This is a genomic window from Streptomyces sp. NPDC098101, assembly GCF_044760185.1.
Lineage (GTDB): Bacteria > Actinomycetota > Actinomycetes > Streptomycetales > Streptomycetaceae > Streptomyces.
This window is the reverse complement of the sequence record NZ_JBIWAS010000002.1, coordinates 22080-47221: the sequence shown is the minus strand read 5'-3', so window position 1 is coordinate 47221 and position 25142 is coordinate 22080. Positions and strand designations below refer to the sequence as shown.

16 protein-coding genes are annotated in these 25142 nt (G+C 73.4%); 8 read left to right on the top strand and 8 right to left on the bottom strand.

Annotated features, from left to right (window positions below; translation table 11 throughout):
* Window positions 1-51: 51 nt before the first annotated feature.
* Both ftsX and ftsE read right to left on the bottom strand, forming a co-directional pair.
* Window positions 52-969, bottom strand: a complete 918-nt coding sequence (gene ftsX, locus ACIQVI_RS07400) for a permease-like cell division protein FtsX (protein WP_351969823.1) — start codon at window positions 967-969, stop codon at window positions 52-54.
* A gap of 29 nt (window positions 970-998) precedes the next feature.
* Window positions 999-1688: a cell division ATP-binding protein FtsE gene (gene ftsE / locus ACIQVI_RS07395; RefSeq protein WP_053648390.1), complete on the bottom strand. Its 690-nt coding sequence runs from the start codon at window positions 1686-1688 to the stop codon at window positions 999-1001.
* Between the two features lie 233 nt (window positions 1689-1921).
* On the opposite strand from ftsE, the gene ACIQVI_RS07390 reads away from it, so the two are divergent.
* Window positions 1922-2104 (top strand): hypothetical protein, encoded by a 183-nt coding sequence (locus ACIQVI_RS07390; protein ID WP_053648388.1) that lies wholly within the window; start codon window positions 1922-1924, stop codon window positions 2102-2104.
* Between the two features lie 108 nt (window positions 2105-2212).
* Here the strand turns inward: ACIQVI_RS07390 and ACIQVI_RS07385 are convergent, their stop codons facing one another.
* The 4 genes from ACIQVI_RS07385 to ACIQVI_RS07370 all read right to left on the bottom strand — a co-directional run bounded on the left by ACIQVI_RS07385 (window position 2213) and on the right by ACIQVI_RS07370 (window position 7989).
* Window positions 2213-3310, bottom strand: coding sequence for a hypothetical protein (locus ACIQVI_RS07385; RefSeq protein WP_403592402.1), 1098 nt, complete (start codon window positions 3308-3310; stop codon window positions 2213-2215).
* A 360-nt stretch (window positions 3311-3670) separates the two neighbouring features.
* Window positions 3671-4774: a peptide chain release factor 2 gene (gene prfB / locus ACIQVI_RS07380; RefSeq protein ID WP_121830831.1), complete on the bottom strand. Its 1104-nt coding sequence runs from the start codon at window positions 4772-4774 to the stop codon at window positions 3671-3673.
* 75 nt (window positions 4775-4849) lie between these two features.
* Window positions 4850-6091: a protein kinase gene (locus ACIQVI_RS07375; RefSeq protein ID WP_403592399.1), complete on the bottom strand. Its 1242-nt coding sequence runs from the start codon at window positions 6089-6091 to the stop codon at window positions 4850-4852.
* Between the two features lie 107 nt (window positions 6092-6198).
* Window positions 6199-7989 (bottom strand): serine/threonine-protein kinase, encoded by a 1791-nt coding sequence (locus ACIQVI_RS07370; protein WP_403592396.1) that lies wholly within the window; start codon window positions 7987-7989, stop codon window positions 6199-6201.
* A 478-nt stretch (window positions 7990-8467) separates the two neighbouring features.
* Between ACIQVI_RS07370 and ACIQVI_RS07365 the strand changes: the two genes are divergently transcribed.
* From ACIQVI_RS07365 to ACIQVI_RS07350, 4 genes are all read left to right on the top strand, one after another.
* Entirely contained in the window at window positions 8468-12361 is a 3894-nt protein-coding gene (locus ACIQVI_RS07365; protein WP_403592393.1) for an FHA domain-containing protein, read from the top strand.
* A gap of 124 nt (window positions 12362-12485) precedes the next feature.
* Entirely contained in the window at window positions 12486-13844 is a 1359-nt protein-coding gene (locus ACIQVI_RS07360; RefSeq protein WP_403592390.1) for an ABC transporter substrate-binding protein, read from the top strand.
* Window positions 13845-13852: 8 nt separating this feature from the next.
* Window positions 13853-15202, top strand: coding sequence for a sugar ABC transporter permease (locus ACIQVI_RS07355; RefSeq protein ID WP_351971624.1), 1350 nt, complete (start codon window positions 13853-13855; stop codon window positions 15200-15202).
* Entirely contained in the window at window positions 15199-16083 is an 885-nt protein-coding gene (locus ACIQVI_RS07350; RefSeq protein WP_403592386.1) for a carbohydrate ABC transporter permease, read from the top strand. The genes ACIQVI_RS07355 and ACIQVI_RS07350 overlap by 4 nt, the downstream gene beginning before the upstream one ends.
* A 15-nt stretch (window positions 16084-16098) precedes the next feature.
* Here the strand turns inward: ACIQVI_RS07350 and ACIQVI_RS07345 are convergent, their stop codons facing one another.
* Window positions 16099-16698 carry a TetR/AcrR family transcriptional regulator gene (locus ACIQVI_RS07345; protein WP_403592383.1) on the bottom strand — a complete coding sequence of 200 codons (600 nt, stop codon included), beginning with the start codon at window positions 16696-16698 and terminating at the stop codon, window positions 16099-16101.
* Between the two features lie 256 nt (window positions 16699-16954).
* Here ACIQVI_RS07345 and ACIQVI_RS07340 point away from each other — a divergent pair, with 256 nt between their 5' ends.
* Genes ACIQVI_RS07340 through ACIQVI_RS07330 form a run of 3 tightly spaced genes read left to right on the top strand, consistent with a single transcriptional unit; the run spans window position 16955 to window position 20038 of the window.
* Window positions 16955-17872 carry an ABC transporter permease gene (locus tag ACIQVI_RS07340; RefSeq protein ID WP_403592380.1) on the top strand — a complete coding sequence of 306 codons (918 nt, stop codon included), beginning with the start codon at window positions 16955-16957 and terminating at the stop codon, window positions 17870-17872.
* Complete coding sequence (locus ACIQVI_RS07335) at window positions 17865-18668, top strand: ABC transporter ATP-binding protein (protein WP_403592377.1); 804 nt, start codon at window positions 17865-17867, stop codon at window positions 18666-18668. Before ACIQVI_RS07340 ends, ACIQVI_RS07335 begins: the two co-directional genes overlap by 8 nt.
* 11 nt (window positions 18669-18679) lie before the next feature.
* The gene (locus ACIQVI_RS07330) at window positions 18680-20038 is read left to right on the top strand and encodes a glycosyltransferase 87 family protein (protein WP_403592374.1); all 1359 of its coding nucleotides are present in this window, start codon (window positions 18680-18682) and stop codon (window positions 20036-20038) included.
* A 72-nt stretch (window positions 20039-20110) separates the two neighbouring features.
* Here the strand turns inward: ACIQVI_RS07330 and ACIQVI_RS07325 are convergent, their stop codons facing one another.
* Window positions 20111-25075, bottom strand: coding sequence for an NAD-glutamate dehydrogenase (locus tag ACIQVI_RS07325; RefSeq protein WP_403592371.1), 4965 nt, complete (start codon window positions 25073-25075; stop codon window positions 20111-20113).
* Between the last annotated feature and the right edge of the window lie 67 nt (window positions 25076-25142).

The window sequence follows — 25142 nt, the reverse complement described above, 5'->3', positions numbered from 1 at the left end:
CGCCGCACGGGCTTTGGCCGTACGACGCCATCCACCGGCGAGGGTGTCTTCTCACACCTTCAGGTACTTGCGCAGCGCGACGAGAGCCGCCACGGCGGGCATCAGGAGCCCGATGGCGATCACCAGCGGCAGCTTGGCGAAGACCGCGTCCCAGCCGATGAACTGGATGAGCTGGACCTTGTCGGCGAGGGCGATGCCGTGGTCGATCAGGAAGTACCGGCCGGCGAGCAGCAGCACGCAGGCGACGCCGCCGCCGAGGAGTCCGGCGAAGGCGGCCTCCATGATGAACGGCATCTGGATGTAGAAGCTGGACGCGCCGACGAGCCGCATGATCCCCGTCTCGCGACGGCGGCTGAAGGCCGAGACGCGCACGGTGTTGACGATCAGCATCAGCGCGATGACCAGCATCAGGCCCATGACGCAGAGCGCGGCGATGTTCATGCCGTTCATCAGGTCGAAGAGGTTCTGCAGGATGTTCCGCTGGTCCTGGACCGACTCGACGCCGTCCCGGCCGGCGAAGGCCGTGGCCACCACCTGGTACTTCTCCGGGTCCTTGAGCTTGACCCGGAACGACGACGGCATCTGGTCCGGCGTCACCACGGAGGCGAGGGCGGTCTCGCCGTACTGCTCCTTGTAGTGCTTGTAGGCCTCGTCGGACGTCTCGTAGTGGACGGACTCGACGATGTCCATCTTCTTCAGGTCGGCCTCGATCCGCTCCTTCTGCTGGCCGGTGACCGCGCCCTTGGGGCACTTGCCGGCCGTGGCCGCGTCGGCCTTGTTGCAGAGGTAGATGGAGACGTTGACCTTGTCGTACCAGTAGTCCTTCATCGTGCTGACCTGCTCGCGCATGAGCAGCGCGCCGCCGAACAGGGCGAGCGAGAGGGCCACGGAGACGATGACGGCGAAGGTCATCGTGAGATTGCGCCGGAGGCCGACGCCGATCTCGGAGAGCACGAACTGAGCGCGCATGGGTCTGCTTTCTCCTACTCGCTACAGGCTCAGTGCTGGTATCCGTAGACGCCGCGCGCCTGGTCGCGGACGAGGCGACCCTTTTCCAGCTCGATGACGCGCTTGCGCATCTGGTCGACGATGTTCTGGTCGTGGGTCGCCATGACGACGGTGGTTCCCGTCCTGTTGATGCGGTCGAGCAGCTTCATGATGCCGACGGAGGTCTGCGGGTCGAGGTTGCCGGTGGGCTCGTCGGCGATCAGCAGCATCGGACGGTTCACGAAGGCGCGGGCGATGGCGACGCGCTGCTGCTCACCGCCGGACAGCTCGCCCGGCATCCGGTCCTCCTTGCCGCCGAGGCCGACCAGGTCGAGCACCTGCGGCACGGCCTTGCGGATCTCGCCGCGCGGCTTGCCGATGACCTCCTGGGCGAAGGCCACGTTCTGGGCGACGGTCTTGTTGGGCAGCAGGCGGAAGTCCTGGAAGACGGTCCCGAGCTGGCGCCGCATGTGCGGCACCTTCCAGTTGGACAGCCGGGCCAGGTCCTTGCCGAGGACGTGCACCTGGCCTTGGCTGGCGCGCTCCTCACGCAGGAGCAGCCGCAGGAAGGTCGACTTTCCGGAGCCGGAGGAACCGACGAGGAAGACGAACTCCCCCTTCTCGATCTCCAGGGATACATCCCGGAGCGCGGGGCGGTTCTGCTTCGGATAGGACTTGGAGACGTTGTCGAATCGGATCACGGATGCACCACGGTCGGCCGGGAGTAGGTGTGCGTGACCTTACGCGACCGGGGACGGCCCCCGCAGTCGCGGTCCTGGCTTGTGCGGTATATCCTTTTCGCCCTTCCGGACGGAGGGCGACGGGCCTGCGGGGCGCGCCGAAACGGCGCGGAGCTGGCACAGTGGTAGGGGAACGCCCGGACCCCTCCGGTCGTTGCCCTGGTGGGTACCCCAGTGCGGGAGGAGGAGAGCGCATGACCTACGACCGACTGGTGTGCGCCAACTGCGCGGCCCCGGTCGCCGAGGGCCGCTGCCCCGTCTGCCGCGCGAACCGGGAGCGACTGACCCCGCAGGGTCTTTCCCCCGCCATGCTGCTGACGGTGGCGATCGCCCTCCTCGCGGCGATCGCGCTGCTCGCGGCGGTCCGTACGGCCTAGGGCCGCCCCCAACGGGCCACAGGGCCGCCCGGACGGCCCATACGAGCCGGAGGAACGACCGAAGGGCCGGGGAGAGGTCTCCCCGGCCCTTCGTCACGCGCGGAACCGTCAGGCGGCGGTACGGCCGCCGGCGACGAGGCGCGGCAGCATACGGAAGCCGATGCCACCGGCGATCATGGTCGCGGCGCCGATGATCAGGAACGAGGTCTCGGCCGCACCGGTCTCGGCGAGCTCCTCCTTGGCCTGACCCTGCTGCACGGGCTGCGAGCCCACGTTCTGGGTGTCGGGGTTGTTGTTGTCGACGCACTCGGCGCCGTCGAGGTCGACGGTGCAGGTACCGGCGCCACCGGTGGTGGCGTTGCCGCCGGTGGTGGCGTTGCCGCCGCCGGTGGAGGAGCCGGTGTCGCCGCCCGAGCCGCTGCCGCTGCCCGAGCCGCCGCTGTCGCCGGAGCCGCCGTTGTCGCTGGAACCGCCGTTGCCGCCGTTTCCGTTGCCGCCGTTCCCGGCGTTGCCGCCGTTCCCGCCGTTTCCGTTGCCGCCGTTGCCGTTACCGCCGGCGGCGTCGTTCCCACCGTTACCGTTGCCACCGGCCGCGTCGTTACCGCCCGCCGCGTCGTTGCCACCGGCAGCGTCGTTTCCGCCCGCAGCGTCGTTACCGCCGGCGGCGTCATTGCCACCGGCAGCGTCGTTCCCGCCCGCAGCGTCATTGCCACCGGCCGCGTCGTTACCACCGGCAGCGTCGTTCCCGCCCGCAGCGTCATTGCCACCAGCGGCGTCGTTACCGCCCGCAGCGTCATTGCCACCAGCGGCGTCGTTACCGCCCGCAGCATCGTTACCACCGGCGGCGTCGTTTCCGCCCGCAGCGTCGTTACCACCGGCGGCGTCATTGCCACCGGCCGCGTCGTTACCACCGGCCGCGTCGTTCCCGCCCGCAGCGTCATTGCCACCAGCGGCGTCGTTGCCACCCGCAGCGTCATTGCCACCGGCGGTGTCCGTGCCACCGCTCTCGGCGCCCTCGATGTTGCCGACGATCGTGTTGCCGTCGATGTCGCCCTCGCTCTGGAGGGTGATCTCCTCGGACTGGTTCGTGTCCGAACCGAAGCTGTCGACGGCCTGTGCGGCGCCGGCCGCCGTCAGGGACGCACCGGCGATGATCACGGCACTGGCCGCGACCCGCACCAGGCGGACCCGCGTCTTGTTGGTCATCTGGCTGCTACCCCCAGTAGCTCATCTCGTCATGGGGCAGCGCTCGGGGCCTGCGCGGCAGGGGCGACGTCACGACTGGACCGGCCCCCGTTCACACGCGCCCCAGAAATGCGCATGCCAGTACGTCACCCTTCCGAGTTTCCGAAGAAGCGTCAAGGTCGTTGCGCGTGCGATGCCCGAAAGATCACTTGCTGACCGACATGCGACGATGCAACTGTGACGTAATCCCTGAGCTACGGGCCCCGCCGCGTCAGTTCCCTTGTCGACAAAGCGTCCTGACGGACCGTCTTCCGCTTGCTCCAGCGAATACGGGCCCCGCACCGTGTCGGTGCGGGGCCCGTAGAGAAGAGGAGCCGGAGGCTACTTGTCCTGCTGCTTGCGCCAGCGGATGCCCGCCTCCAGGAAGCCGTCGATCTCGCCGTCCAGGACGGACTGCGGGTTGCCGACCTCGAACTCCGTACGGAGGTCCTTGACCATCTGGTACGGGTGGAGGACGTACGAGCGCATCTGGTTGCCCCAGGAGCTGCCGCTGTCCTTCAGCGCGTCCATCTTGGCGCGCTCCTCCTGGCGCTGGCGCTCCAGGAGCTTGGCCTGGAGGACGTTCATGGCGCTCGCCTTGTTCTGGATCTGGGAGCGCTCGTTCTGGCAGGAGACCACGATGCCGGTCGGGAGGTGCGTGATGCGCACGGCCGAGTCGGTCGTGTTGACGCCCTGGCCGCCGGGGCCCGACGCGCGGTAGACGTCGACGCGCAGGTCCGACTCGTCGATCTCGACGTGGTCGGAGGACTCGACGACCGGCAGGACCTCGACGCCCGCGAAGGAGGTCTGGCGGCGCCCCTGGTTGTCGAAGGGCGAGATGCGGACCAGGCGGTGGGTGCCCTGCTCGACGGAGAGCGTGCCGTAGGCGTACGGGGCCTTCACCACGAAGGTGGTCGACTTGATGCCGGCCTCCTCCGCGTACGAGGTCTCGTAGATCTCGGTGGAGTAGCCGTGGCGCTCCGCCCAGCGCAGGTACATGCGCTGGAGCCGCTCGGCGAAGTCGGAGGCGTCGACGCCGCCGGCCTCGGCCCGGATGTTGACCAGGGCCTCGCGCTCGTCGTACTCGCCGGAGAGGAGGGTGCGGACCTCCATCTCGTCGAGGGCCTTGCGGACGGAGGTCAGCTCCGCCTCGGCCTCGGCGAGGGTGTCCGGGTCGTCCATCTCCTCGGCGAGCTCGAAGAGCACCCCGAGGTCGTCGATCCGCCCGCGCAGGGTCTCGGCCTTGCGGACCTCGGCCTGGAGGTGCGAAAGCTTGCTCGTGATCTTCTGCGCCGCCTCCGGGTCGTCCCACAGGGACGGGGCCGCGGCCTGCTCTTCGAGCACGGCGATGTCGGCCCTCAGCTTCTCGAGGTCCAGGACGGCCTCGATCGACCCCATGGTCGAGGAGAGGGACTTCAGCTCTTCGGATACGTCGACGACTGCCACGCGTCCAGCGTAACGGCTCCGGGCGGGGAGCCGAACCTGCGGCCGCCGGGGGGTGTCCCGGCGGTCCGCGGGGCCCTACGGCAGGGGCGAGGACTGCTTCGAGTCCTGCGGCGGGGCCTCCCCGTCGCCGGAGGCCGCGTAGTAGCCGCCGGCGCCCAGCGCTCCCGCGAGCACGACCGCCGCGACGGCGAAGGCGATCCGGCGCTTGCGGACCGTGCCCGCCTTGTGGCGGGCCGAGCCGGGGCGGCGGGCGCCCGCCGGGCGGGGGGCGCGGGCGGTGCCGAGGGGGCCGCCGGAGAGCTCGTCGGGGGCCGGGACCCGCATGGAGGTGTGGGTGTCCCGGTGGGAGTCGGCGGAGGCGCCGGGGACGAGCGGGACGGCGGCCCGGCGCGGGCCGGGCTCGGCGGCGCCCGGCGCGGTGGCGTACCCGTCCTCCTCGTACGGCTCCGGGGCCGGCTCCGCGTCGGGCTCGTCGACGTCGAGCGGCGGGATGCCCTTGAGCAGCGGCAGGACGTCCTTGAGGCGGGCGGCCAGCTCGGAGGCGCGCAGCCGGGAGGCGGGGGCCTTGGCGAGGCACTGCACGAGCAGCTGCCACAGCTCCTCGGGGATGCCGGGCAGCGGGACGACGGTCTCGGTGACGTGGCGGCGCAGGACCGCGCCGGGGTGGCCGCCGCCGAACGGGGTGAAGCCGGCGAGCAGCTCGTACAGGACGGTCGCGAGGGCGTAGATGTCGACGGCGGCGCGCGGCGGGAGGCCCTCGACGATCTCGGGGGCGAGGTAGTCGGGGGTGCCGATGATCCGGGTGGCCTTGGTGCGGCCGGGGGTGTCGATGAGCTTGGCGACGCCGAAGTCGGTGAGCAGGGCGGGGTGGGCGCCGCCGGGGCCGAGCGGGCCCTCCATGTCGAGCAGGATGTTCTCGGGCTTGACGTCCCGGTGGACGACCCCGGCGGCGTGCGCGGCGGCCAGGGCGTCGGCGACGTCGGCGACGATCGCGACGGCGGCCTCGGGGGCGAGCCGGCGCTCGCGGTCGAGGCGGGTGCGCAGGTCGGTGCCGCGCACGAGGTCCATGACGAGGGCGAGGTCGTTGCCGTCGACGACGAGGTCGCGGACCTTGACCACGCGGGGGTGGTCGAGTCCGAGCAGGGCGGTCCGCTCCCGGACGAAGCGGCCGACGAGTTCCTGGTCGGAGGCCAGGTCCTCGCGCAGCAGTTTGACGGCGACGGGCCCTTCGGGGCCCTCGCCGAGCCACACCGTTCCGGCGCTGCCCCGCCCGAGGATCTGGTGGGCGGTGTAGCGGCTGCCGATGTTCCGTGCCAAGACTGCTCCCTCAGCGGCTGCGGTTCACGCCAAACGTACGCGTCCGCGGGCGCCGGTCGTCACTTCCGGGAGGAAAACACCCCCCGGAAGTCGACAAATCAACAGTATTACTGTCCCGTACCGCCGGTAGCACCCGTGTTTCCGGTGCCGGTGCCCGTGCTCGCGCTGTCGAACAGGTCGGACACCCAGGTGGTGAAGGACGAGACGCCGTCGCCGATCGCCTCCCAGTAGCCCTTGCCCTCGGCGACCCAGCTCTGGAGCGGGGTCAGCTCCCAGACGAGCCAGCCGGCGACCACGAACAGGACGATCATGACCAGGCAGCCCTTGAGGCAGCCGAGGCCGGGGATCCGGATCGGGTTGGCGCTGCGCCGGCGCGGTTCGCGCGGCGGGCGCGGCTCGCGGGGCGCCGGGGCCTGGGGCGGCGGCTGCGGGGGCGCGTACTGCTGCTGGGGCGGGGCGTACTGCTGCTGCGGGGCGGGCGGCGGCGCGTACTGCTGGGGCTGGTGCTGCGGCTGGTACTGCTGGGGCGCGGGCCGCTGCGGAGCCGGGCGCTGCTGCTGGTACGGCGGGGGCTGCTGCCGCTGCTGGTTCTGCGGCGGGTGCGGGGGCTGCTGCGGCTGGCGCTGGGGGCGCCGGCGCAGGGGGTCCTGGCTCGGGTCCAGGTACTGCACCTGCGTCTGCTCGTTGCGGTCGCGGGCGGCGCGCAGCTGGTTCTGCCAGGGGTGCGGCTCCTCGCCCTGACCGCCCTGGCCGCCCTGTCCCGCCTGGGGCGGGCCCGGGGGCACGGGGGGCATGACGGTCGTCGGGTCGGCGCCGCCGCCCGGGCCGCCGGTCGGCATGACGCTGGTCGCGCCGGCGGGGTCGTAGCGCGGGGGCGCCCCGGCCCCGGCGGGCAGCACCTGGGTCGGGTCGGCGGATCCGGGGGCGCCGTGGGACAGCACCTGGGTCGGGTCGGCGGCCCCGGGGGTCCCGGGGACCGGCGCGGGCGCCGGGTCGGGGGCGAGGAGCGCCCCGACGCCGTCCGCCGCCTCGATCTGGGCGGGCGTGGCGTGCACGCCGATGCCGGCGGCGACCGCGCGCAGGCCCCGGGCGAGGTTCACGGCGCTCGGGCGCCGGTCGGGGTCCTTGCTGAGGCAGCGCTCTATGACCGTCCACAGCGGGCCGGGGACGGTCGAGGGGCGGCGCGGCTCCTCGCTGAGGTGGCGGTGCAGGACCTCCAGGGCGGTGCCGCCCGCGAACGGCGGGCGGCCGGTGACCAGCTCGTAGAGGAGGATGCCCGCGCCGTAGATGTCGACGGCGGAGGTCTGCGGGCGGCCCTCGGCGGACTCGGGCGCCACGTACGCGGGCGTGCCGACGAACTCGTGGGTGCGGGTCAGGCCCGGGGAGTCGGCGAGGCGCGCGATGCCGAAGTCGGTGAGCATCGGGTGCATCTCGCCGTTGTGCTCGGCGAGCAGGACGTTGGCCGGCTTCAGGTCGCGGTGGACGACGCCGTCGGCGTGGCTGGCGGCGAGCGCGTCGGCGATCTGGGCGGTGAGGAGCGCGGCGGCGACCGGGGTGAGCGGTCCGCTCTCCCGGATGTACCGGTGCAGGTCGGGGCCCTCGACGAGGTCCATGACGAGGGCGAGGACGTCGCCCTCGACGACCAGGTCGCGGGTGCGCACGATGTTCGGGTGGGTGAGCCGGAGCAGCACGGACCGCTCGCGCAGGAAGCGCATCACGATGTCCGCGTCGTTGGCCAGCTCCTCCTTGAGGACCTTGATCGCGACGGTCTCGCCGGGCTGGCCGGGCACGGCCGCCTCGGCGCCCGCCGTCTCCCGCTGGCGGGCTCGCCAGACGGTGCCCGTGGCGCCGCGGCCGAGCGGCTCCTCGAGCAGGTACTTGCTGCCGATAGGCCGCACGTCACGCGCTCCCTGCTGATCGTGGTCCTGGGGTGGTTCCTGTGCTGTCCCCGCGGTCCCTGTCCTCTGTTGTGACCCGTCCGGGTGTCCGACCCACTTTAGTGCCGCCGAACGGGTCCCAGGCCGGTCGTCCACAGGGCGTTTCCGGAGGGCGCCCTGACCGAAGATGTCCGGAACGTACCCCGGTCCTGTCCGGAAGGAGACGCTTCTCCGAGCGGGTCGGTTGCCAGGCATGTTCCGAAGGCATGTCCAACCAGGCACTTTTGCGCCCACAGCCGACCATTCAAGATCACTTACGGCCGACCGGCGGGCGCGCTGTCGGTGGCAGGTGCGAGGATGCCTCCAGCACGTCGCACCGATGGGGTCGGGAGCCCCGCGCCGTGCCGACCTGTACCGGACGACGCGTCCGTGCCGGGTGGGGGGAGACACGGGCGGTTCCCCTGCCGGGCACGTCGCGCAGAAGGGACCGCTGACGGCGATGCAGATCCGGCTGACCGTCCTCGCGCCGCACGCCGGCCACGGCGCCGGGCGCGCCTGCGACGTGCTCGTCACCGCACCGGCCGGGACGGCGCTCTCCGCCGTGGCCTCCCAGCTGGCCGCCGCCGTCACGGGCCCCGAGACCTCCGCCTCGGGCACGACCGTGCTCTACACGGGCGCGGAGCGGCTGGACGGCCGGCGCTGCGTGCTCGGCGAGCCCCCGCTGGTCGACGGCGCCGTCCTCTCGCTCCAGGTCCCCGGACCGGACGACCGGGTCGGGGAGGGCGCGGCCGCCCGGCTGCACGTGGTGGCGGGTCCGGACGCGGGCGGGGTGCACCTGCTGCACGGCGGAGCGATCAGAATCGGCCGTTCCGTCGACGCCGACGTCCCGCTCGACGACCCGGACGTCTCCCGCGCGCACTGCACGGTGACGGTCGGCGGGGACGGCCGGGTCACGGTCGCCGACCGCGGCTCGACGAACGGCACGACCCTCGACGGCGCCCCGGTCGGCGAGCGCCCGGTCCGGCTCCGGCCAGGCGCGCTGCTGCGCCTCGGCGAGTCCGCCCTCCGCCTGACGGGCCCCGGCGACGACCCCTGCGGTACGGACGCGGTGGCGACGGCCCCGGACGGCGAGGGCCACCTGCGGCTCACGCGCGGGCCCGGCGGCGCGGACCGGCCGAACCCGGCGGGCGGCCCCGGGGCGGCCCCGGGCGGCTCCCGGACGGCTCCGGGCGGCCCGGTGGACGACGACACAACCCACGGCGGCGGGCACGCGCTCGCGTGGGGCGGCGACGCGGCCGACGACGGCCGGGGCGTGCCGTACGCCGACGACCACGCCCGCGACCCGCACGACCACTACGACGACGATTCCCTCGGCCACGCGCGCGAGGGTCACAGCCACGGGCGTGACGGACGCGATCACGCGCGTGACGGCGGCTCCCACGACCCGTACGGCTCCGGCTCCGCCGGTGGCGGGGGCCCGGCCCCCCAGGCGCAGGCGCCCCGGGCGGGCGGCAGGCGCGGGCTCGGCGCGTGGGCCCGGCGCCTCGCCGGAGGCCGCGAGGAGCTTCCGGCCCCCGCCGCCGAGGCCCGTCCGGTCCCCGACACGCACGCGGGCGCCCGGCAGGGCCCCGGCGTCCGCGACGGCGCGCGGGGTCCCGTACCGGGCGCCGACACCTGGCCCGACCCGGCCACCGTCCTGCTCACCGCGCTCGGCCCCGGCCCCCGGCTCTGGGAGCGGGACCCTGACCATCCCGAGTTCCTGGCGGTCCGGCTCGGCACCACGGACCGCGCCGAGCTCTCCGGGGTGCCGGTCACGGTCGGGCTGCGCGAGGCCGGTTCGCTCGGTCTCGCGGGTCCCGGCGACCGGCTCGCCGGGTTCGCCCGCTCGGTGGTGGCCCAGCTCGCCGCCCTGCACTCCCCCTCCGACCTGGAGATCGTCCTCGTCAGCGCCGACCGGAACCGCTCCCCGGAGGAGCGGCGCCGCGCCTGGGGCTGGCTCGGCTGGCTCCCGCACGTCCGCCCGGCCCACGGCCAGGACTGCCGGCTGCTCCTGGCGTACGACCGCGAGCAGGCCCACGCGCGTACGTCCGAACTGACCCGGCGGCTCGACGACGGTCCGCTCGGGCCCGGCTGGCCCAGCGCCGACCGCGCGTCCGTCGCGGAGGCCGCCGCCCGCTACGAGGGGCCCCGGACGGTCGTCGTCGTGGACGGCGACCCCGGTACGGCGGCGCTGCGCGAGACCGTGGCGCGGCTCGCGGGGGCCGGGGCGGCGGCCGGCATCCACCTCCTCTGTCTCGCCGAGGCGCCCTCCGCGTCGCCGGTGTCGCCGGTGGCCGCGACCTACGAGGCCGCGTGCGCCGCGTCCCTCGCGTTCCGCGAGTGCGGGGCCGCCGCGCTCCTCAGCGGGGACGTGGCGACGGCGCTGCGGCTGCTGCGCACGGCGGGCGGGCGCGTGGCGGGCCACGGGACCGTCGGCGTGGTCGACGCGGTCTCCGTCGCCTGGGCCGAGCGGTTCGGGCGGGCCCTCGCGCCGCTGCGGCCGGAGACCCCGGCGGCGCCGCACGGGCGGGCCGCCGCGCTGCCCCCGTCCTCCCGGCTGCTCGACGAGCTGGGCCTCGCCCGGGCCACGCCCGCCTCCCTGATGGCCCGCTGGGCCTCCGCCGGGGACGGGACGGCCGTCCTGGGCACGGGCCCGCACGGCCCGCTGGCCGTGGACCTCACCCAGGAAGGTCCGCACCTGCTGATCGAGGGCCCGGCGGGCAGCGGGCGCACGGAGTTGCTCCGCTCGATCGCCGCCTCGCTCGCGGCGGGCGCCCGCCCCGACCGGCTCGGCCTGCTCCTCGTGGACGGGGCGGGCGGCGAGCGCGGCGAGGGCCTCGCGGCCTGTACGGAGCTGCCGCACGTGACCGAGCACCTGGTGGCGTCGGACCCGGTCCGGATGCGGGAGTTCGCGCAGGCGCTCGGCGCCGAGCTGAAGCGGCGGGCCGAGCTCCTGGGCGACACGCCCTTCGCCGACCGCCGGGGCGCCCGCGCCCCGCAGGTGTCCGAGCGGCTGGTCGGCCAGCGCGGGCCGAGCGCGGCGGAGTCCGTCCCCCGGGGCGCCCGCGCGACCGTCCGCCTCCCGGACACCGGCGACCACCCGAGCGGCCGCACCCTCCGCACGGGCGACGGCACGATCGGCGCCCTCCCGAGCAGCCGCACGGCACCCCGGACGCCGTACCCGGGCGCGGACGACGTCGACAGCCGCGCGAGCGGCCGCGCGTCCCGCACCGGAGCGGACGCCTTCCTGACCGACACCCCCAGCGGCCGACTCCCACGCCGGGACCCCGGGTCCCCGGACGACCGCCGCCCCCTCCGCCCCGGAGCAGACGACCACGCAAGCGGCCGCGTCCCCCGCCCCGGAGCAGACGACCTGGGCGGCCACGCCAGCGGCCGAACCCTCCGCACCGGAGACGGCGACCTCGACAACCGCACGAGCAGGCGCACCCCCCGCACCGGGGACGGCGACTTGGGCGACCGCCCCAGCAGCCGGACCCTCCGGGCCGGAGACGGGGACCTCGACAGCCGTACGAGCGGGCGCGTGCCCCGCGCCGGGGCCGACGACCTCACCGACCGGCCCAGCAGGCGCGTGCCCCCCGCCCGAGACGGAGACCTGGGCGGCCACGCCAGCGGCAGGACCCTCCGGACCGGAGACGCCGACCTGGGCGACCGCCCCAGCAGCCGAACCCTCCGCACCGGCGCCGACGACCTCGACAACCGCCCCAGCGGACGCGCCCCCCGTCCCGAAGGAGCCGGGATCCGGATTCCCCGGCCCGTTTCGGGCGAGGCGGCGGCGGGGGGTCGGGCGCTGCCCCGGCTGGTGGTGCTGGTGGACGACTTCGACGCCCTGGTCGCGCCCGCGCTCGGCGCCCCCGGCCGGCCGGCCGCCGGGTCCGTGGTGCGGGCCCTGGAGGCCGTCGCCCGGCACGGGGAGCGGCTCGGCGTGCACCTCGTCGTGACCTCGGCCCGCCCGGACCGCACGGCCGACACCGAGCCCGCCCACAGCGCCCGGCTGCGGATCGTGCTCGACGCGCCCCCGGTGACGGCGGGACCGGACGTCCCGGCGGCCGGGCGGGGCCGTCTCGGACACCCGGACGGCCGGGTGACCCCCTTCCAGGCGGGCCGCGTCACCGGCCGGATCCCCCGGACGGCGACGCTCCGGCCGACGGTCGTCCCGCTGGAGTGGGAGCGGATGGGCGATCCGCCCACCCGCCGCCCGGTCCGCGAGCTGGGCAACGGACCGACGGACCTGGCGCTCCTCGCGAGCGCGCTCGACCGGGCGGCCCGCTCGGTGGAGGCGACGCCCGTGGCGCCCCTCTCCTCTCCCGCGACGTCCGCCGGAAACCCTTCCTGACGTCACGTCACGAGCCAATCACGATCGTCCACTTGACACGGAAGGCGGTATTGCGGCCCCCGCATCACCGGGCGTAGACCTGTCGGCACGGGACAGCTCAGCGCACGAAAGAGACGGGGCAGCGATGCGTACAACTCTTCGTCCACGCAAGGCCGCCGTGACCTTCACGGCACTCACGGCGCTCGCCGCGCTCGCCCTCGCGGGCTGCGGCGACGGGGGTGCGAAGGACCCCGAGGCGAAACCGACCGGCGAACTCCCCCTGAAGGGGGAGAAGATCGAGGTCGCGGCCGTCTGGACGGGTCCGGAGCAGGAGAACTTCACCAAGGTCCTGAAGGAGTTCGAGAAGCGGACCGGCGCGACCGTGACGTTCGTGCCCGCCCAGGACCCGATCGTGAACTTCCTCGGCACGAAGATCGCGGGCGGCTCCCCGCCCGACGTGGCGATGCTCCCGCAGGTGGGCGCGATCCAGCAGGCCGCCGCCCAGAAGTGGCTCAAGCCGGTCGGCCCGGAGGCCAAGGCCCAGTTGGCCGCGAACTACTCGCGCGGCTGGCAGGAGCTGGGCGCGGTGGACGGCACCCAGTACGGCGTCTACTTCAAGGCCGCCAACAAGTCCCTGGTCTGGTACAACACGGCCGTCTTCGAGAACGCGGGCGCCACCGAGCCGAAGACCTGGAAGGAGTTCCTGACCACCGCCGAGACGATATCGGCGTCCGGCGTCACGCCGGTCTCGGTCGGCGGCGCGGACGGCTGGACCCTCACCGACTGGTTCGAGAACGTCTACCTCTCCCAGGCGGGCCCGGAGAAGTACGACCAGTTGGCGAAGCACGAGATCAAGTGGACGGACCCGTCCGTCACCGCCGCCCTGACCACGCTCGCCGAGCTGTTCGGCAAGCCGTCGCTGCTCGCGGGCGGAACGAGCGGCGCGCTGCAGACGGAGTACCCGGCCTCGGTCACCCAGACCTTCACCGGCGGGGCCGAGCCGAAGGGCGCGATGGTCTACGAGGGCGACTTCGCCGCCGTCAACATCGCCCAGACCGAGGCGAAGATCGGCACGGACGCGAAGGTGTTCCCCTTCCCGAAGGTCGGGGACGCCGGGACCGTGCCCGTGGTGACGGCCGGCGACGCGGCCGTGGCCCTCAAGGACACCAAGGGCGCGCAGGCGCTCCTCGCCTTCCTGGCCTCCCCGGACGCGGCGAAGATCTGGGCGGGCGCGGGCGGCTTCCTCTCGCCGAACAAGAACCTGGACCCGGCGGCGTACCCGAACGACGTCCAGCGCGAGATCGCCGAGGCGCTGATCGGCGCCGGTGACGACTTCCGGTTCGACATGTCGGACCAGATGCCGCAGTCGTTCGGCGGGACGCCCGGCAAGGGCGAGTGGAAGGCGCTCCAGGACTTCCTGAAGAACCCGAAGGACATCGCCGGGACCCAGGCGCGCCTGGAGGCGGACGCGGCGAAGGCGTACCGGGCCGCCGCGAAGGGCTGAGGCCGGTCATGTCCTCCCCCACCGCCACGCGCGCGAGGAGCACGACCGGAACGAAGGGGACCCGAAGGGACGGGGGGCGGAGCCGGGCCGTGGCGGCGGGGTTCCTGCTGCCCGCCCTGCTCCTGCTCGGCGCGCTCGTCGTCTACCCGATCGGGTACTCCGTCCAGCGCTCGTTCTTCGACCGCTCCGGCTCCTCCTTCGTCGGCCTCGACAACTACCTGGCCCTGTTCACCGACGACTCGCTCCGCACCGCCGTGAAGAACAACCTGGTCTGGCTGGTGGTGGCCCCCGCGGTCGCCACCGCCCTCGGCCTGGTCTTCGCGGTCCTGACCGAACGCGTCCGCTGGGGAACGGCGTTCAAGCTGCTCGTCTTCATGCCGATGGCGATCTCGATGCTGGCCGCCGGGATCATCTTCCGGCTGGTGTACGAGCAGGACCCGGACCGGGGCGTCGCGAACGCGGTCTGGGTTGGCGTCCACGACACCTTCGCCGAGTCCTCGGTCTTCCCGAAGGCCCGGCCGCTGCCCGTGCACCCGCTGAAGGCGGCCGGGGACGGCGCGTTCGTGACGAAGGAACCGGTGCGGGCCGGGCAGCCCGTACGGCTCCCGCTGGTCGGGGTGGCGCCGGCGCAGATGCCGGAGGGCGCGCGCCCGGCCGCGCCGCCGGCCGGCACGGATCCGGGCACGATCACCGGCACGGCCTGGCTGGACTTCACCCGGGGCGGCGGCGGGCGGCCGAACGAGGTCGACCCGGCCGAGCGGGGTCTCGCGGGGCTGCGGATCGAGGCCGTACGGGACGGGAAGGTGGTCGCGACGGCGACGGCGGCGGCCGACGGCACGTTCGCCCTGCCCGCCGACCGCGCGGACGGGGCCGTGCTGCGGCTGCCCGCGAGCAACTTCCGGGAGCAGTACAACGGCGTCGAGTGGCTGGGCCCGTCGCTCGTCACGCCCGCGATCATCGGGGCGTACGTGTGGATGTGGGCCGGGTTCGCGATGGTGCTCATCGGGGCGGGGCTCGCGGCCGTGCCGCGCGAGCTGCTCGAAGCGGCGCGGGTGGACGGGGCGAACGAGTGGCAGGTGTTCCGCCGGATCACGGTGCCGCTCCTGGCGCCGGTCCTCGCGGTCGTCCTCGTCACCCTGATGATCAACGTGCTCAAGATCTTCGACCTGGTCTTCGTGATCGCGCCGGGCTCGGCGCAGGACGACGCGAACGTACTCGCGCTCCAGCTGTACCGCTCGTCCTTCGGCACGGACGCGGACCTGGGGGTCGGCTCGGCCATCGCCGTCCTGCTGCTCCTGCTCGTGGTCCCGGTGATGGTCCTCAACATCCGCCGTATGCGCAGGGAGGCCCGCCGATGAGCACGACCGACGTCCGGCCGACCCGTCCCTCCCGCTCCCCGGCGGCGCGGCTCGCGTCCGCGGCCGCGTCCGGCGCGGTCCGGGTCTTCCTCGTCCTGGCGGGCCTGTTCTGGCTGCTGCCGACGGTCGGGCTGCTGCTCTCCTCACTCCGCTCGCCGTCCGACATCGCGGCGAGCGGCTGGTGGGAGGTGTTCGCGGCGCCGGCCCGGCTGACCACGGAGAACTACGCGCACCTGCTCGCGAACGACACGATCACCGGCTCCCTGCTCAACACCGTCCTGATCACCGTCCCGGCCACGCTGCTCGTCCTGGTGATCGGCTCGTTCGCCGGGTACGCGTTCGCGTGGCTGGAGTTCCCGGGCCGGGACTGGTGGTTCCTGGGCGTGGTGGCCCTGCTGGTGGTGCCGGTGCAGGTCGCCCTGGTGCCGGTGTCGAAGCTGTTCGGGGTGGTCGGGCTGTTCGAGACGACCGCCGGGGTGGTCCTCTTCCACACGGCCTTCGGCCTGCCGTTCGCGATCTTCCTGCTGCGGAACTTCTTCGCGGAGATCCCGCGCGAGCTCCTGGAGGCGGCGCGGCTCGACGGGGCGGGCGAGATCCGGCTGTTCACCCGGGTGGTGCTGCCGCTCGGCGGCCCGGCGATCGCCTCGCTCGGCATCTTCCAGTTCCTCTGGGTCTGGAACGACATGCTGATCGCCCTGATCTTCGCGGACTCGCAGTCACCGCCGATCACGGTGGCGCTCCAGCAGCAGGTCCGGCAGTTCGGCAACAACGTGGACGTGCTCGCACCGGGCGCGTTCCTGTCGATGGTGATACCGCTGCTGGTGTTCTTCGCGTTCCAGCGCCAGTTCGCGTCGGGGGTGATGGCGGGCGCGGTGAAGTGACCCCTCTTCGCGGGGTCAGCCCGTGAGCGCCGCCACCGCCGAGCGCGCGAGGTCGTCGACGTACCCCGGGGGCAGCGGGGTACGGACGACGACCAGGCGCCAGTACAGCGGCCCGGCGACCAGGTCGAGGGCCCGGTCCGGGTCGGCCCCCTCGGGGAGTTCGCCGCGCGCGACGGCCTCGCGGACGATCCGGGCGACGACGCCCTGCTGTCCGTCGAGCAGCGCGGCCTTGACGGCGTCGGCGATCTCGGGGTGCCGGGCGGCCTCGACGAGGAGGTCGGGGACGACCCGGGAGGCGACCGGGTGGCTCAGGGCCTGCGCGGCCACCTCCAGGAGGGCGCGCACGTCCCCGTGCAGGGAGCCGGTGGCGGGCACCGGCAGGCCCTGGGCGGCGAAGGCGCCGACGAGGTCGAGGACGAGGGAGAGCTTGGACTTCCAGCGCCGGTAGACGGCGGTCTTGCCGACGCCCGCGCGGCGCGCGATCCCCTCGATGGACATCCGGGCGAAGCCGACGGCCGCGAGCTCCTCGAAGACGGCGGCGCGGATGGCCTCGGTCACGTCCTCGCGGAGCACGGCGGCTCCGGCGGGCGTGCGGCGGGGGGTCGGTTCGGTCATGGACGGCATCCTAACCAACGGCGACGTCACGACGATACGGTTGCGTTCCGTCGCCGGGCGTCCTACTGTCCCCGTAGCGACGATACGGACCCGTTCCGTCGTGGCGAGCCCCCGTGCCGCCGACCGGACCGGGCCGCACCGCACGCCCACCGGAGCCGCCGCACTCCACACCCGGCCCCACCGACCACCCGAGCCCGCACCGCAGACGTCGGCCGCATCCGGCACCCGGCGCAGGCCCCACCCCGAAAGCCCGCCCATGACCGCCGCCCTCGCGCCACTCCCGTCACGGACCGCCGCCCCTCCCCCCGAGGACCTCCGCGCGCTCGCCCTCCGGCACGGACTGACCGTCAGCGGGGCCCGTCCCCCGCTGACGGAGTACGTCCGGCAGCTCTGGTCCCGCCGCGACTTCGTCGCCGCCTTCGCGACCGCCCGGCTGACCGCCCAGTACAGCCAGGCCCGTCTCGGCCAGCTCTGGCAGCTGGCGACCCCGCTGCTCAACGCGGCCGTCTACTACCTGATCTTCGGCGTGTTCATGAACGCCAAGCACGGCGTCCCCGACTACGTCCCCTTCCTGATCACCGGCGTCTTCGTGTGGACCTTCACCTCCAACACGCTCATGGCCGGCACCCGGGCGATCAGCGGCAACCTCGGCCTGGTCCGCGCCCTGCACTTCCCGCGCGCGAGCCTGCCGCTCTCGCTCGCCCTCCAGCAGCTCCAGCAGTTCCTGCTCTCGCTCGCCGCGCTCGTCGTGATCCTGCTCTGCTGCGGCCAGTTCCCCACCCCGAGCTGGCTGCTCGCCGTCCCCGCGCTCGCCTGCCAGACCCTGTTCAACACGGGCGCGGCGCTCGCCCTGGCCCGTCTCGCGGCCCGCACCCCGGACGTCGGCCAGCTGATGCCGTTCGCGCTCCGCACCTGGATGTACGCCTCGGGCGCCATGTGGTCGATCCAGAACCTGGCGGGCGGCGGGCGCCTCCCCGAGGGCGTGGTGCTCGCCCTCCGCTGCAACCCGGCGGCGGTCTACATCGACCTCATGCGCTTCGCCCTGATCGGGAGCCACACGGCGGACCGGCTGCCGCCGCATGTCTGGGCGCTCGCCGCAGGCTGGGCCCTGCTGTCCTTCGCGGGCGGCTTCATCTGGTTCTGGAAGGCGGAGGAGGCGTACGGCCGTGGCTGAGACCCGCGAGGACGAGAGGATCCCGACCGTCGTCGTCGACGGCGTCCACCTCACGTACACCGTGCACGGACATGGACACGGACACGGAGAGGGAAGGGAACGCGGACGATGGCGGAGGGCCCCGGCCACGACCCGGGTCCACGCCGTCAAGGGAGTCGACTTCGTCGCGTACCGGGGCGAGGCGATCGGCCTGATCGGCTCGAACGGATCCGGGAAGTCCACCCTCCTGAAGGCCGTCGCGGGGCTCCTGCCCGTCGACCGGGGCCGGATCTACACCCACGGCCGCCCCGCCCTCCTCGGCGTCGACGCGGTCCTGATGAACGACCTGACGGGCGAGCGGAACGTCGTCCTCGGCGGCCTCGCCATGGGCATGAGCCGTACGGAGGTCCGCGAGCGCTACGACGGGATCGTCGACTTCTCCGGCGTCAACGAGAAGGACGACGCGATCTCCCGCCCGATGCGGACGTACTCCTCCGGAATGGGCGCCCGGCTGCGCTTCTCCATCGCCGCCGCGAGGAGCCACGACGTCCTGCTGATCGACGAGGCCCTGGCCACCGGCGACGCCCGCTTCCGCCGCCGCAGCAGGCGGCGGATCGAGGAGCTGCGGGCGGAGGCCGGAACGGTCCTCCTGGTCAGCCACTCGCACTCCACCGTCGCGGAGACCTGCGAGCGCGCCCTGTGGCTGGAGGCGGGAACGCTCCGGATGGACGGCCCCGCGCGGGAGGTGGTGGCGGCGTACGAGGAGTTCGTCGCGTCAGGGGCGAAGACCACCGGCAAAAACGACATTACGGTCTAAAGTGCGGTGGGGTGACGAACGATCAGCCGCAGACCCCCCACCCGGCCGGCACCGCACCCCCGGGCTCCCCCGCGTCCGGGCCCCCGGCCGGCGCCGCGCGTCCCGCCGGCACCGAACCCCCCGCCCTCACCCGCTCCCCCTTCGCGTCGGACACCTTCACCTCCGCCACCTTCGTCACGGTCGGCAGCGGCCCCCGGCTCGCGCTCGCCGCCGTCTGGCTCCTCACCCGGGCCGGGATGCTCCTGCTGCTCCTCCGCGACGACCTCGGCATCGGCGGGGTGGCCCGCGAGGTGGCGCTCTACGAGCACTGGTACGGGCAGTTCGTCACGGGCACCTTCCCGCCCGGCGACGCCACCTGGCAGTACCCGCCGGGGGCCGGGCTCGTGATCATGTCCCCGGGCGCCCTCCCCTGGCTCACCTACTTCCAGGCCTTCGTCACCCTCACCCTCCTCGCCGACGCGGTCGTCACCCTCGCCCTCGCCCGCGCCGACGGCGCGCGCCTCACCCACGGCGCCTGGATCTGGGTCTGCGGCCTCCCGCTCCTCCTCCACCTCCCCCTCGCCCGGTACGACGTCCAGACCACCGCCCTCGCCGTCCTCGCCCTGCTCGCCGTCACCGCCCGGACGACCACCGCCCACCAGCTCGGCGGGGCGCTCGCCGGGATCGGGGCGATGGTCAAGGTGTGGCCGGCCCTCGCCCTCCTCGGCACGCCCCGGGGCCGGACCACCCGGGAGGCGTGGACCGCCGCCGCCGTCACCGCCGTCGCGCTCCTCGCGACCCTCGCGCTCTTCTTCTCCGAGTCGCTCGGCTTCCTGCGCCAGCAGGGCAACCGGGGCATCCAGATCGAGTCCCTGGGCGGCACCGCCCTCGCGCTCGCCCGGTCCGCCGGCGTCTGGCCGGGGAAGGTCGAGTTCCGTTACGGCGCCCTGGAGTACGTCGGCCCGTACGTCTCCACCCTCGGCCACCTCGCCCTGCTGTTCACCGTCCTCGCCCTGGCCTGGCTGGTCCTCTGGCGCGTCCGGGCCCACCGCTGGACCCCCGCCACCCCGCTGGACACGGCCTTCGCCGCCGTCCTGCTGTTCACCGTCACCAGCCGGGTGATCAGCCCCCAGTACATGATCTGGCTGCTGGGACTGGCCGCCGTCTGCCTGACCTCCCGGGACACCGTGATGCGGCCGGTGGCGCTGCTGCTCCTCCCGGCGGCGGCGCTGAGCGCGCTCGCGTACCCCGTCCTCTACTTCGACGTCATCGACGGCACCCCCACGGGCCTCGCCGTGATGGTGCTCCGCAACGGCCTGCTGCTCGCCGCCGCCCTGCTCGCCGCCCGCCGCCTGTGGACCTCGACGGTCGCCGCCGCGCCGGAGGAGTAGGGGGAACGGCGAGGGGCCCCGCCGGTCTCGTTCCTCCGGCGGGGCCCCTCGTACGCGTACGTCCTCGACGTCCTAGCTGTGCGAGCGCAGCAGCGTGCGCATCGTCCGCATCGCCACCGACAGGTTCGCCAGGTCGAAGGTGTCCGAGCCCTGGATCTCCTCCAGGGTCGTCCGCGCGCGGCCCAGGATCGCCGCGTTGCGCTCCTCCCAGGCCTTGAACCGCTCCTCCGGTCCGGCGTCGGCGCCGCCCGCCGTCAGGACGTCCTGCGTGAGCGCCGCGTGCGCCGCGAACAGGTCCTCGCGGATCGAGGCGCGGGCCATCGACTGCCAGCGGTCGTCGCGCGGCAGCTCGATGATCCGGTCCATCAGGTCGGTGATCCGCAGCCGGTCGGCCAGGTCGTAGTAGACCTCGGCCACCGCGAGCGGGTCCGTGCCCGTCCGGTCCGCGATCGCGACGATGTCGAGCGCCGGGAAGGCGGAGGAGAAGCCGGCGACCCGCCGGGCGAGCTCCTCCGGCACGCCGAACCCGGTCAGCTCGTCCAGGATCGACCGGTACCACTCCAGGTCCGCGCCGCGCAGCAGCTCCGGCAGCCGCGACCAGACCTCCTCGACGCGCTCGGCGAAGAACTCGATGGTCTCGGTGAGCCGGAGCGGCTGCGGCCGGTTGTTGAGCAGCCAGCGCGTGCCGCGCTCGACGAGCCGGCGCGCGTGCAGCCGCATCCGGGTCTGGATCTCGGCCGGCACCACGTTGTCGAGGGCCTCGACGGCGTCCCAGACCTGGCCGAGGCGGAAGACGACGCGGGCGGCGGTCTGCGCCCGGACGATCTCCTCGATCGACGCGCCGGTCTCCTCGCGGAGGCGGTGCAGGAAGGTCGAACCGCCGGCGTTGACGGTGTCGTTGACCAGGACGGTGGTGACGATCTCGCGCCGCAGCGGGTGGCCGTCGACGGCCTCGGTGAACCGCTCGCGCAGCAGCGTCGGGAAGTACGCGTGGAGCAGCCCGGTCAGGTACGGGTCGTCCGGCAGCTCCGTGCCGATCAGCTCGTCGGCCACCGTGATCTTGGTGTACGCGAGGAGGACGGCGAGCTCCGGCTGGCTCAGGCCCTTGCCGTTGTTGAGGAGTTCGCGGATCTGCCGGTCGTTGGGCAGGAACTCCAGGGAGCGGTCGAGGGCCCCGTCGCGGCCCAGGCGGCGCATGAACCGCTGGTGGGCGTGGAGCAGGGAAGGCGACTGGGCGACGGCGTTGGCCAGGGCCGTGTTCTGCGCGTAGTTGTTGCGCAGGACGAGCGTGCCGACCTCGTCGGTCATCTCCGCGAGGATCTTGTTGCGCTGCTTGACGGTCATGTCGCCCTCGGCGACGAGCCCGTTCAGCAGGATCTTGATGTTGACCTCGTGGTCGGAGGTGTCGACGCCGGCGCTGTTGTCGATGGCGTCGGTGTTGACCTTGCCGCCCTCGCCCGCGGGGCCGCCGGTGCGGGCGAACTCGATGCGGCCCAGCTGGGTCGCGCCGAGGTTGCCGCCCTCGCCGATCACCTTCGCGCGGACGTCCTGGCCGTCGACGCGGATGGCGTCGTTGGCCTTGTCGCCGACGTCGGCGTTCGACTCGGCCGAGGACTTGACGTACGTGCCGATGCCGCCGTTCCACAGCAGGTCGACGGGCGACTGCAGGATCGCCTTCATCAGCTCGGCCGGGGTCATCTTGGTGATCCCGTCCTCGATGCCGAGGGCGGCCCTGACCTGCGCGTTGACCGGGATCGACTTGGCGCTGCGGGGGTGGACGCCGCCGCCCGCGGAGAGCAGCGAGGTGTCGTAGTCGGCCCAGGAGGAGCGGGGCAGCTCGAAGAGGCGGCGGCGCTCGGCGTACGAGACGGCCGCGTCGGGGTTCGGGTCCAGGAAGATGTGCCGGTGGTCGAAGGCGGCGACCAGGCGGATGTGCTCGGAGAGCAGCATTCCGTTGCCGAAGACGTCGCCGGACATGTCGCCGACGCCGACGACGCGGAAGTCCTCGGTCTGGGTGTCGTGGCCCAGCTCGCGGAAGTGCCGCTTGACGGACTCCCAGGCGCCCCGGGCGGTGATGCCCATGCCCTTGTGGTCGTAGCCGGCCGAGCCGCCGGAGGCGAACGCGTCGCCGAGCCAGAAGCCGTACGCCTCCGCGACCCCGTTGGCGATGTCGGAGAAGGTCGCGGTGCCCTTGTCGGCGGCGACGACCAGGTAGGTGTCGTCCTCGTCGTGGCGGACCACGTCGACCGGCGGCACGACCTCGCCCGCGACCAGGTTGTCGGTGATGTCGAGCAGGGCCGAGATGAACGTCTTGTACGAGGCGATGCCCTCGGCCAGCCAGGCGTCCCGGTCCGCGGTCGGGTCCGGGAGCTGCTTGGCGACGAAGCCGCCCTTGGCGCCGACGGGCACGATGACGGTGTTCTTCACCATCTGCGCCTTGACCAGGCCGAGGATCTCGGTGCGGAAGTCCTCGCGCCGGTCGGACCAGCGCAGACCGCCGCGGGCCACCTTGCCGAAGCGCAGGTGGACGCCCTCGACGCGGGGCGAGTACACCCAGATCTCGAAGGCGGGGCGCGGGGCCGGCAGCTCGGGGATGGCCTGCGGGTCGAACTTCATCGACACGTAGGAGTGCGGCTTCCCGCTCTCGGTGGTCTGGAAGAAGTTCGTCCGCAGGGTGGCCTTGATGACGGTGAGGAAGGAGCGCAGGATGCGGTCCTCGTCCAGGCTCGCGACCTGGTCGAGGGCGGCGTCCAGCTCTTCGAGGAGCGCGTCGATCAGCTCGGTGCCGGCGCGCTGGCGCTCCGGCGCCATCCGGGCCTCGAAGAGGTTGACGAGCAGCCGGGTGGTGTGGACGTTGTTGCGGAGGGTGTCCTCCATGTAGTCCTGGCTGAAGGTCGCGCCGGCCTGGCGCAGGTACTTGGCGTAGGCGCGCAGCACCATCGCCTCGCGCCAGTTGAGCCCGGCGGAGAGGACCAGGGAGTTGAAGCCGTCGTTCTCGGCCTCGCCGGTCCAGGTGGCGGCGAAGGCCTCCTGGAAGCGCTCGCGGGCGTCGTCGCCCAGGGTGACGCCGCTGCCGTTGGTCGCCGGGAGCCGCAGGCCGAAGTCGTAGATCCAGGCGTGGGTGCGGTCGGCGCAGCGCAGCTCGTAGGGGCGCTCGTCGGTGACCTCGACGCCGAGCCGGTTGAGGACCGGCAGGACGGCGGAGAGGGAGATCTGGTCGCCGGTCTTGTAGATCTTGAAGCGGCGCTCGCCGGGGCCCGCGAGGACCGGCTCGTACAGGGAGAGCGAGAAGTCCTTCTCGCTGTCGGCGAGGGCCTCCAGGTGGACCAGGTCGGAGACGGCCGCGCGGGGCGAGTGGTCGGCCTTGTAGCCCTCGGGGAAGGCGTTGCCGTAGCGGCGCAGCAGCTCGGCGGCGCGCTCCTCGCCCAGCTCGGCGTTGAGCGCCTCGCCGAAGCCGTCGGACCAGGAGCGGGCGGCCTCGGCGAGCCGGGCCTCGATGCGCTCGACGTCGGCGTCGGTGAGCTTGGCCAGCTCGGTGCCGGGCTCGACGCGGACGACGAAGTGCAGCCGGGAGAGGATCGACTCGGTGTTCCAGGCGGTGAAGTCGACGCTGGTGCCGCCGAGCTCCTCCTTCAGGATGTCGATGATCCGCAGCCGGACGCGGGTGGTGTAGCGGTCGCGCGGCAGGTAGACGAGGGCCGAGTAGTAGCGGCCGTACTCGTCCTGGCGCAGGTAGAGCCGCAGCCGGCGCCGCTCCTGGAGGTAGAGGACGCTGGTGACGACGGCCTGGAGCTGGTCGGCCGGGGTCTGGAAGAGCTCGTCGCGCGGGTAGGTCTCCAGGATCTGGAGCAGGTCGCGGCCGTCGTGGCTGTTCGGGGAGAATCCGGCGCCCGCCAGGACCTCCTGGACCTTGCGCTTGACGACCGGGACGCGGCGGACGGACTCGGTGTAGGCGGCCGAGGAGAAGAGGCCGAGGAAGCGGCGCTCGCCGACGACGTTGCCCGCGGCGTCGAACTTCTTCACGCCGATGTAGTCGAGGTACGAGGGCCGGTGCACGGTCGCCCGGCTGTTGGCCTTCGTCAGGATCAGCAGCTTGTGCTCGCGGGCCTTGGCGCGGGCGTCGGCGGGCAGCCGGCTGAAGGAGGGCGACACGGGGTGGGCGTGGTGGCCCTCGTCGTCGCCGGAGTGGCGCGGGTCGGAGCGCAGGATGCCGAGGCCGGTGCCGGGCACGGCGGACAGGGCGTCGCCGTCGACGAGCTCGTACTCGCGGTAGCCGAGGAAGGTGAAGTGGTCGTCGGCGAGCCAGCGCAGCAGCTCGCGGGCCTCCTCCACCTCGGTCGGGCGCAGGTCGGAGGCGGTGGGCTCGTCGGCGAGGCCGTCCGCGATGCGCAGCGCGGCGTCGCGCATCTTCTCCCAGTCCTCGACCGTCTCGCGGACGTCGGACAGGACGCGCACCAGGTCGGCGGTGATCTGCTTGAGGTCGGCGCGGTCGGTCTCGCGGTCGATCTCGACGTGGATCCAGGACTCGGTGAGCGCGTCGTGCGGCAGCTCGCCGTGGATCTGGGCCGACAGGACCTCGATGAGGCGGCCGGTGACGTCACGGCGGACGAGGACCTGGGGGTGGATGACGACGTGGATGCCGCGGCCCTGGCGGGACAGCTCGTTGGTCACCGAGTCGACGAGGAAGGGCATGTCGTCGGTGACGACCTCGACGACGGAGTGGCTGCTGGTCCAGCCGTTCTCCTCGACCGTCGGGGTGTGGACGCGCACGTTCGCCGTGCCCTGCGGGCGGTTCTCCGCGAGGCGGTAGTGGGAGAGGGCGGCGCCGAAGACGTCGACCGGGTCGCGGTCGGACAGGTCCTCGGGCGCGGTGTGCAGGTAGTAGCGCTGGAGGTATTCGAGCACGCTGTCGCCGTCCGGGCGTCGGCCCGCACCGTCCGGCCCCGTCGGAAGTCGCCCCCCGACCGGGCTGTGCTCAGCTACCCGGGCGGCCCTTTCGAGCAGCTCGGCCTTGGCTTCGTCCAGCTTGGTCTGCATGTCCTCTGACTCCTGGCCGCGCGCCGTTGCGCGGCATCGGTGGAAGGAAGGGCACGGCGCCCCTGCG